The sequence below is a fragment of the Muribaculum intestinale genome (genome assembly GCF_002201515.1).
Lineage (GTDB): Bacteria > Bacteroidota > Bacteroidia > Bacteroidales > Muribaculaceae > Muribaculum > Muribaculum intestinale.
This window is the reverse complement of sequence record NZ_CP021421.1, coordinates 3,297,471-3,306,969: the sequence shown is the minus strand read 5'-3', so window position 1 is coordinate 3,306,969 and position 9,499 is coordinate 3,297,471. Positions and strand designations below refer to the sequence as shown.

Below are 9,499 nucleotides of genomic sequence, written 5' to 3'. Positions count from 1 at the left end.
CTCATCCCCTCGCGGCGATGAGACAGAATAATGGATGTTTTTTCCTCCATGTGTAGCATTTTGTGGAATCGTTGATGTCGTTCTTTCTAATCAACGATATCCGGTTGAACTTACCCATGGGGTGGGTCCCTTTTCAATTGCTCTACCTGGGTCCCTTTTCAAATGTTAGATGCAGACGAGGACGGTCATGATATAAAAGTGCCTGACAACGAGGCTATCCAACTTGCCAATACCAAGATTGACGAGATAAGAAACGGATTTAGCGAATGGCTCGAAGCACAGTCGCCGGAGTTTAAGGAGAAACTCGTTGACCTCTACAATGACAAGTTCAACTGTTTCGTGCGTCCGCAGTATGACGGCAGTCACCAGACGTTCCCTGACCTCAATATGAAATTATTGGGTGACAGGTATGGAATCCACTCCATTTATCAAAGTCAGATGGACTGTATATGGATGCTGAAACAGAACGGAGGTGGCGTGTGTGACCATGAGGTGGGGACGGGTAAAACGTTGATAATGTGTATTGCAGCGCATGAAATGAAGCGTCTTGGACTGGCACACAAACCGATGATTATCGGTCTTAAAGCCAATGTCGCCGAGATTGCCATGACATATCAGAGTGCCTATCCCAATGCCCGGATACTGTTTGCCGATGAAAAGAGTTTCAAGGCGGACAATCGCGTCAACTTCTTCAACCAGATCAAGAACAACGACTATGATTGCGTGATAATGTCGCACGACCAGTTCGGCAAGATCCCGCAGTCACCGGAAATGCAGCAGCAAATCCTTCAGGCTGAACTTGACACTGTTGAAGAAAACCTCGAAGTGCTGAAACAGCAGAGCCACGACATCAGCCGCGGTATGCTGAAAGGTCTTATCAAGCGTAAAGAAAACCTTACCGCCAAGATTGCCACCATTCAGTATCAGATGGAGCAGAACAAGGATGCAGTCGTTGACTTCAAGCAGATGGGCATCGACCATATCTTCGTTGATGAATCGCATCAGTTCAAGAACCTTATATTCAACACCCGACATGACCGTGTGGCAGGTCTCGGCAACTCGGAAGGCTCACAACGTGCGCTCAATCTTCTCTACGCAATCCGTACCATTCAAGAGAGAACCGGTAAGGATTTGGGAGCGACATTCCTGTCGGGTACAACAATCAGTAACTCGCTTACTGAATTGTATCTGTTGTTCAAGTATCTCCGGCCCAACGAGCTGGAGCGTCAGGATATCCGATGCTTTGACGCGTGGGCGGCAATCTTTGCAAAGAAGACTACCGACTTCGAGTTCAATGTGACCAATCACATTGTGGCGAAGGATCGTTTCCGCTACTTCATCAAGGTACCTGAATTGGCGGCCTTCTATAATGAGATTACTGATTATAGAACCGCTGAAGATGTGGGAGTTGACCGACCGGAGAAACATGAGATTCTCCACAATATCCCGCCGACACCTGCACAGGAGGCATTCATCGAAAAACTGATGAAGTTTGCCGAAAGTGGCGACGCCACTATACTCGGCAGGGCACCGCTTTCAGAAACTGAAGAAAAGGCAAAGATGCTCATCGCCACGGACTATGCCCGCAAGATGGCTCTTGATATGCGTATGATTGACCCCAACGCCGAGGACGACCCGAACAATAAAGCTTCGCACTGTGCCAAGATGATTGCAGAATATTACAGAAAATACGATGCCCAACGTGGTACACAGTTTGTTTTCAGCGATCTCGGCACATACAAGCCCGGCGAGTGGAATGTCTATTCCGAAATCAAGCGTAAGCTGATAGAGGATTATGGGATTCCGGCGCATGAAATCAGGTTTATACAAGAGTGTAAAACCGAAAGGTCGAGAAAGGCAGTAATCGAGGCTATGAACAGTGGCGATGTGAGAGTTTTATTCGGCTCGACTTCAATGCTTGGAACAGGCGTAAATGCCCAACAGAGAGCGGTTTGTATCCATCATTTGGATACGCCGTGGCGTCCCTCTGACTTAACTCAGAGGGATGGCAGAGCCATACGAGCCGGTAACGAGATTGCCAAGTTGTATGCTGATAATAAGGTAGATGTAATAATCTACGCTGTGGAAAAGTCATTGGACTCCTACAAGTTCAATCTCCTTCACTGCAAGGCGACATTCATCGACCAGCTCAAATCCGGCGCACTCGGAGCACGTACAATCGACGAGGGTGCTATGGATGAGAAGAACGGTATGAACTTCTCGGAATATATGGCTATTCTCAGTGGTAACACCGACCTTCTCGAAAAAGCTAAACTTGAAAAGCGTATCGCGGCACTGGAATCTGAGCGCAAAGCCCACAACAAGGGCATTTCAGATTCCAAGTTCAGGCTTCAGACCATTAGCCACGACATTGCCAACAATGAGGCGGCAATCGGGAGAATGAAAGAGGATGCAGCCCGGTATGCGTCGGTCGTCCAGCGAGACAAAGACGGCAACCCCGTCAACAATCTCACCATAGATACCTGCCACCTCTCTGACGAGAAGAATATGGGTATCCACCTGCAAGGTCTGGCAATGAAGACTGATACCCACGGTCAGTACCAGCGCATTGGCGAGGTCTATGGTTTCCCCATCAGCATCATCTCGGAGCGTAATCTTGTTGACGGCAAGGAGACCGTTCAAAACCGCTTTGTGGTCGAAGGGAACTACAAATACAAGTTCAACAACGGGTTCATAGCCATGAGCGACACTCACGCCGCCTGTATGAACTTCGTCAACGCACTGGAAAAGATACCCGGCATCATCGCCCAGTATGAGGAACGAACTGCCAGACTCAAAGCTGACGTTCCCCAGCTCGAAGCCATCGTCGCCAAGCAGTGGGGCAAGGAGGATGAGTTGAAACAACTCAAATCAGAACTTGCCGCTCTCGACCGCAAAATTACCGCAGAACTCGCTCCAAAGAAAGAGGAACAGGACGGCGAAGAAAACAAGCAGGTTAACACAGTTGAGACTCCTACCACCGACACGAAAAAGTCGATGGTTGCGGAGCCAGCCGACATCTACCGCCAGCGTGAGCCGTTGAGTTCCCGCATAGTAATCGGAGGATGCGGAACTACTCCACCCGGAGGGTTTCGCGCCGCCGGCCCCAAACTATAATTATAATGTGTGCCAGTCCCAAAACCTGTCAGGGACTGGCACACTTAACAACCCGACAGGAACCCAAACCGCATGATTGATATCAATACACTCATTGAAAGCGGTATCACCGATTTCAATATAACGATAAAATATTCTGACCTCGTAATACTCGGAGACCGTCTTGTCGAGAGAATACTCGGTGAGGTCTGTCCAGTGGCCGCCGACAATGCAGTTGAGAAACTGCTTACCAAACCAGAAGTGATGCAGAAATTCGGAGTCTGCCATACCACATTACATAATTGGGCCAAGGCTGGTGTACTCGTCCCTGTGAAGGTAGGACGCAAAATCCACTATCGCCTTGGCGATGTTCAGGCACTGCTTGAACGCAGAGGGGGTAAATGAAAAGACAGCCGGCATCCTTGCGAAAGGGTGTCGGCTGTCGCTGTATATTGTATGTCACGGCATTTCAGACAACAGTACTTTTTCTGGCAGCTCTTCCGTCTGATTTTTCCTGAGCGACAAGATTGTCGTTGAGACAATCGCTGAGGTCATCGCAGAAATAGGAACGACTGTCAAGCATATTTCTACGGTTATATTTTCTGTCGCCTTTACCTTTGCGCTGCTTCATGGTACGCTTGGATTCATAGCATCCATCGACATTGATGTCAACATTGAATACTGAGGCTATATAAGGAACGAGTACATTGGTATCTATATTTCCGTTGTTGAAACACTTCCTTATCTGGAGAGCGTTCAGCAACTCATATAGATTTCCGTTACCTCCTGTCCATCTGATTTCGGTGTCATCACCAGTGGAGAATCCGGAACGAAAGGATCTTATCGTATCCGCGCTTGCTTTCTGAGTCTCAATCAGCAGCTCCTTCATTGTCTTTATCAGTGAGAGGGCAAGAGACAAGTAGGTATGTGAGATGTCACTCTTGACTTTAAGCGTATGCACATGGAATATGGCATTCAGCCTTACAAGACAGTGATGCTTCTCGACCCAGTGAACAGGCTCGTGGATGAAGTTTATCAGATGAGAGGCAAAGGACTCAAAAGCCTCTTTGATTTCGTCAAGTTCATCATTGATGATATGCCTTACGAATGCCGCCTCAACGATTGTGTTGATATTTGTCATAAACATTGGGGGTTAGGGCTTGTTATGAAATTCTTTTAACGAAAGCATAACTCTTGGGCATCAATTTGGTTTTCAAAAAGATAAAAGTTTTGATAAACTGCTGTATGTCTGCGGTCTATGTAAACATAGGCGATGCAAATTGTGTTAAAACATAAAGTGTAAACATAAATAGGCTTTATATTTCCCTCTCACAACTTTATGTTTTTGTGCAAAATGCGGTTTGATTGTTATACTTTTTGCAAACATTACAAGGTTAGAATCTGTTTTATAGCGTAAAACGGCTTTTCATACGAGGGTTGTTGCAGCTTACAGCATCATTCCCCCTTGCTATTGTCGCTTAACTTCAAAAACACCATATTCATTAGTATATGAAGATTCTACTCTATGAACCCGACCAACGTACCGGAGAACCGATTTATCATGCCCTCCGCAGAGAGGGACATGATGTGATATGGATTCAGGAATATATGGATGCAAGAACAAAAATCCTTGACGAAAAATTCGATGCTTCCCTCATTGAGATTGATGATTATGAAGGACTCCGGCTTATAGAGTCATGGGTTGAACAATCTCCAAGGTTGCTGTGCGTGGCCATTTATAAGGAGCAGGATGCTGGTGTCGGTTTCAAGGCAAGTAAACTGGGTTCACAGGAAATATATGAGATTGAGCACGGTAGCATAGCCGAACTTGACAGAATCCTTAAGCAATACAAGATACTTGCGAGATTGCCACAGGTCTATCGTCACAAATCGGTGGAATACAATAAGGCAGTAAGCGACCTCCGGAATCTTGTCAACCATCATAAGCCGGTGATCATAACGGGTGAGGTCGGAACAGGCAAAAGCTATCTTGCAGAACACGTCCACCGTGATGACTCAGACACTGTCTTCCGTCTGGAGGAGATACAATGCTCTACATTGAATGTGGAAAATGCGATGGAGCTGTTTCTTGGTGTCGTCCGGGGTTTCAGGCCGGAAATAAAACAGCACAGGAAAGGGCTTATTGACAAGTCTAATGATAAGGGACTGCTTTATCTGAAAGATATTGCAGACCTTCCTGCAAATTTACAGGAAGTCCTTCTGGATATTCTTGAAAGAGGCGAGTATCGTCGTGTGGGGTCGGAGATATGGGAACCGTTCACGGCACATTTGATTGTATCATGTAAAGACATATCTGAAATCCGCACAGACAGGTTTGACCGCAGACTGTATGATTTGCTGAGCCATAATATTGTGCGAATACCACCGCTCAGAGAGTGTCCGGCAGATATTGTATCTAACGCAGAGCAGATGGCAGAAGATTATTGCAGGTCGAAAGGGATAGTTGCAATACCTGTTTTCAATGCAGACGCCATGATAAAGCTGATGGCACACGACTGGCTCGGCAATTATCGAGAATTGAAGAGCTGTGTTGAAAATGCTGTTGTATGCTGCACAGGAAACACAATCACCGCTTCGGATCTCCATATCACTCCTGTTGAATCGGACACTCCACCTGAAGATGATAAAGGAAAACTGATATTCTACCTTGATAAGTTCTGTGGGAAGAAAGTAGATGTTATGAAGGCACTCGGCATCACGGCACCGACCCTTGACAAGAGATTGAAGAAATACGGAATCGACTACAAACTCTTTAAGAAAAAGAAAGAGCGCAAGCCTCGTAGGAAGGCTGCAACATCCTGATAAAGTCAATTCTCATCACAATAGAAACGAGCCACTCGCAAGTTCTGGATGGCTCGTTTTATTTATATGGTGCAGACAACTTCAAAAAAGCTCGAATCGGACTTTATTAAAAAGAGTTAAAAAATATAAAAACCGACAGAGCAACAAAATTCAGCCCGATTCAAGAGGGTAAAAAATCATATTTTTTCGACCTTCGCTGACAATTTGCTGACAAAAATTGGCATGAAAAAACCGTAAGTATTGAAAATCAATCACTTACGGTTAATATAGGTGCCCAGAACAGGACTCGAACCTGCACGCCTCGCAGCACTCGCACCTGAAACGAGCGCGTCTACCATTCCGCCACCTGGGCATGTGTCTTTATTTATCAAGGCCTTTGCCTTGGATGAGCAATGTTTATTGCCGTTTGCGGATGCAAAGGTATATATAATTCTTTAATAAACCAAAAAAATAATCAGATAAAAAAAGTAAAAACCAATAGTAAAGGCCATTTTCTGCATTGTTGTAGATGCTGTTGAAGCGTGTAAACTATTGGATATTTGGCTGCTGCATAGTGGGGTGGGGCGGATGCGTTGCCTTGAAATAATGTCGGTTTTTTTGATGAACTGTTGACTTTTGAATGTTATTTCGAGAATGTATTGATATTGCGAATATGGAATTACAGACACTCCATTTCATAAAGACGGAACAAAAAGGTAGATAAAACCCGTCAGGCGAGATTCTGTAAAATTATATTTGTAATACGGAAACCAGATGTCGATATAAATATTTGAGTCGGGAGGCATATTTATGCCGTAAATAGTGCTACTATTGTAAAATCTGAAAAATATCCTCTGCTTATTTTGGGCAATTATGCATTTATCTCGCGAATTCTCGCTATTTTTGTGAAGAAATTTTTGAATGACTCAGATTGATTGAAAATTATTCTGAAATAATTAAACGAAAGAAATATATGTCATCATCTGACAACAAGATTATAATCGCCATCGATGGATATTCATCATCCGGGAAGAGTTCTATGGCGCGTGCTTTGGCATCATCAATCGGCTACCGTTATGTCGACTCAGGCGCCATGTACCGTGCTGTAACATTATGGGGGCTGCGTCGTGGTATTGTATCTGACGGCACTGTGGATGAAGAGGCCCTTATTGCTGCCTTGCCCGATATTGCCATAGATTTCCAACCGATTCCCGGTGAGGGGCAGCATACGTTGCTGTGTGGTGAGGATGTCGAGAGTGAGATACGTTCTCTGAGGGTGTCCGACAATGTCTCTCAAGTCGCGGTTATTCCGGCTGTGCGTCATCATCTCGTCGCTCTTCAGCAGCAGTTCGGCAGGGAAAAAGGCATTGTGATGGATGGACGCGATATCGGCACCACTGTTTTCCCTGATGCTGAGATGAAGGTGTTTGTTGACGCATCGGCAGAGACGCGTGCACATCGCCGTTTCCTTGAACTCCAGCAGAAAGGCATGGAAGCCACATATGAGGATGTGCTTGCCAATGTAAAGCAACGCGACCATATCGATACAACTCGCGCTGAAAGTCCGCTGACAAAGGCCTCGGATGCCATAAGCCTCGACAACAGCGACATGACTATTGCTGAACAAAACGAGTGGCTCATAGAACTCTATAATCGTATTTTAGCTGCAAAACGATGAGGGTTGAGATTGATCAGGCCTCCGGATTCTGCAACGGTGTTGTGACGGCCATACGCAAGGCCGAGCAGGAACTCGACTCGTCCAACAGGCTTTATTGTCTTGGCGACATTGTGCACAATAGCGACGAGGTAGAACGTCTGTGCAGTAGGGGACTGGTCACCATCACGCATGATGATCTCCATTCGCTGCATGGAGTCAAAGTGCTCCTGCGTGCCCACGGCGAGCCTCCGTCGACCTATGCTACTGCAAAAGCCAACGATATAGATATTATCGACGCCACATGTCCAGTCGTGTTGCATCTGCAGAAGCGCATACGCGAAAGTTATGACCGACGTTCCCCCGGTCAGCAGATTGTAATATATGGCAAGCGCGGGCATGCCGAGGTTAACGGACTGGTCGGGCAGACCGACGGCGAGGCTGTCGTGGTCGAGGATGTTGCCGGGCTTGACAGGCTCGACTTCAACCGCGACATAATATTATATAGCCAGACTACCAAATCCGTGCATGGCTTTCACGAAATGATTCGTGAAATAGAGCGCCGGAAATCTCCTGATACGCGTTTCGAGTATGTCGACACGATATGTCGTCAGGTAGCCAACCGTGTGCCTCAGCTCAGGGCTTTTGCTGCCGAGCATGAGGTGATTCTCTTTGTCAGCGGACGTAAATCCAGCAACGGACGATTCCTCTATGGCGAATGCCATGATGTAAATCCGATGACATATTTTATCTCCAATCCAGATGAAATACAGCCCGACTGGATTTCAGAGGTTGAAAGTATCGGCATATGCGGCGCCACATCTACCCCCCGCTGGCTGATGGAGCAGGTAAGAGATCGTATAAATCAGCTTCAGCCTAATGGATAATTTCATCGCCATAGATGTAGAGACGGCAAACAACCAGCCGACGAGTATCTGTGCCATAGGTGCCGTCCTTGTAATTGATGGCATTATCAAGAGTACATTTTACGAACTGGTGCGTCCTGAGCCTAACTGGTACATCCGCTATTTTTCCACAAGTATCCACGGTATATATCCTAATGATACTGAAAACTGTAGCGGGTTTTCACTCGTGTGGAGTCGTATGGCCGACACTTTTGCCGTATATGGAGCCGATATGGAAACAATTCCGTTTGTGGCCCACAATAAGAGTTTTGATGAGAAATGTATCCGTGCATGTCATCGCATTTATTCAATGACATGGCCCGACAATCCATTCTTCTGCACTTTGTCGGCTGCACGTCGGTCAATACGCCGAGCTGACATCGGAGGTAGCTATTCACTGCCGTGTGTGGCCAATTATCTTGGCATCCCTTTTGACAATCACCATAATGCACAGGCTGATGCTCTTGCCTGCGCAAAAATTGCAATGTGTCTGTTATGAATTCTGCCATGCGGATTATAAGCCGTTACCATATATATAATGTAGCCGTATCCATATTGATTGCAGCCACTATGGCAGCATGCGGATGCTCTTCATCTCACGATTTCAAACTTGTAAGTCAGCGTGGAGCCAATGATGCACAGACTTTTGTCCAACGGGCATCTTCGATGTCTCAGATGCAGATGGAAGGTTTTCTGTTAAAAGTGCGCGCAAATGAACACGAATATCGCAGCGAAGGGCGCAGTGCGCTGGCCGATGCTTACATTGAGGCGTTCGAAGTGACTCTGGCCCACCGCAGTGATAGCCTGGCAAATATAATTTTAGGGCCTGAAGCCACAGCTGTGCTAAGAGGCCGTTCGGAGATATCAATATCCGATGTCCCGGCACCGGTGGCCTCGAAATCTTCCTCTTCCGGGGAGCGAATTGTGCAGAATCCGGATTTGGTTGACAAGGAAAATGCTGGAGATATCCTTGAGGAGGATGGAATTATTGTTGACGAATCAGGCTCTGTGGCCGACATAAAGTGATATCATACATATTGAA

The 9,499-nt window shown here is 46.3% G+C and carries 7 protein-coding genes, 1 tRNA gene and 1 pseudogene; 7 read left to right on the top strand and 2 right to left on the bottom strand.

The genetic code is table 11. The annotated features are described in order from the left end of the window. Positions 1 to 174: 174 nt before the first annotated feature. Both ADH68_RS13785 and ADH68_RS13780 read left to right on the top strand, forming a co-directional pair. Positions 175 to 3,117 (top strand): annotated as a pseudogene (locus ADH68_RS13785) (helicase-related protein); the annotation flags it as partial. A 72-nt stretch (positions 3,118 to 3,189) separates the two neighbouring features. Next, the gene (locus ADH68_RS13780; RefSeq protein WP_068960324.1) at positions 3,190 to 3,501 is read left to right on the top strand and encodes a helix-turn-helix domain-containing protein; all 312 of its coding nucleotides are present in this window, start codon (positions 3,190 to 3,192) and stop codon (positions 3,499 to 3,501) included. Between the two features lie 64 nt (positions 3,502 to 3,565). On the opposite strand, the gene ADH68_RS13775 is transcribed toward ADH68_RS13780, so the two are convergent. Next, positions 3,566 to 4,237 (bottom strand): RteC domain-containing protein, encoded by a 672-nt coding sequence (locus ADH68_RS13775; RefSeq protein WP_157755905.1) that lies wholly within the window; start codon positions 4,235 to 4,237, stop codon positions 3,566 to 3,568. 368 nt (positions 4,238 to 4,605) lie between these two features. Between ADH68_RS13775 and ADH68_RS13770 the strand changes: the two genes are divergently transcribed. Further along, on the top strand, positions 4,606 to 5,919 hold the full coding sequence (locus tag ADH68_RS13770) for a sigma-54-dependent transcriptional regulator (RefSeq protein ID WP_068960326.1): 1,314 nt from the start codon (positions 4,606 to 4,608) through the stop codon (positions 5,917 to 5,919). Positions 5,920 to 6,190: 271 nt separating this feature from the next. On the opposite strand, the gene ADH68_RS13765 is transcribed toward ADH68_RS13770, so the two are convergent. Next, positions 6,191 to 6,271: transfer RNA gene (locus ADH68_RS13765), tRNA-Leu, on the bottom strand. Positions 6,272 to 6,871: 600 nt separating this feature from the next. Between ADH68_RS13765 and cmk the strand changes: the two genes are divergently transcribed. The 4 genes from cmk to ADH68_RS13745 are packed head-to-tail and all read left to right on the top strand — an operon-like array spanning position 6,872 to position 9,483. After that, entirely contained in the window at positions 6,872 to 7,576 is a 705-nt protein-coding gene (cmk, locus tag ADH68_RS13760; protein WP_068960327.1) for a (d)CMP kinase, read from the top strand. Beyond that, positions 7,573 to 8,439, top strand: a complete 867-nt coding sequence (locus ADH68_RS13755) for a 4-hydroxy-3-methylbut-2-enyl diphosphate reductase (protein WP_068960328.1) — start codon at positions 7,573 to 7,575, stop codon at positions 8,437 to 8,439. The genes cmk and ADH68_RS13755 overlap by 4 nt, the downstream gene beginning before the upstream one ends. After that, positions 8,432 to 8,956 carry an exonuclease domain-containing protein gene (locus tag ADH68_RS13750; protein ID WP_068960329.1) on the top strand — a complete coding sequence of 175 codons (525 nt, stop codon included), beginning with the start codon at positions 8,432 to 8,434 and terminating at the stop codon, positions 8,954 to 8,956. Before ADH68_RS13755 ends, ADH68_RS13750 begins: the two co-directional genes overlap by 8 nt. Beyond that, positions 8,953 to 9,483, top strand: coding sequence for a hypothetical protein (locus tag ADH68_RS13745; protein WP_068960330.1), 531 nt, complete (start codon positions 8,953 to 8,955; stop codon positions 9,481 to 9,483). The genes ADH68_RS13750 and ADH68_RS13745 overlap by 4 nt, the downstream gene beginning before the upstream one ends. The last annotated feature ends 16 nt before the right edge of the window (positions 9,484 to 9,499 follow it).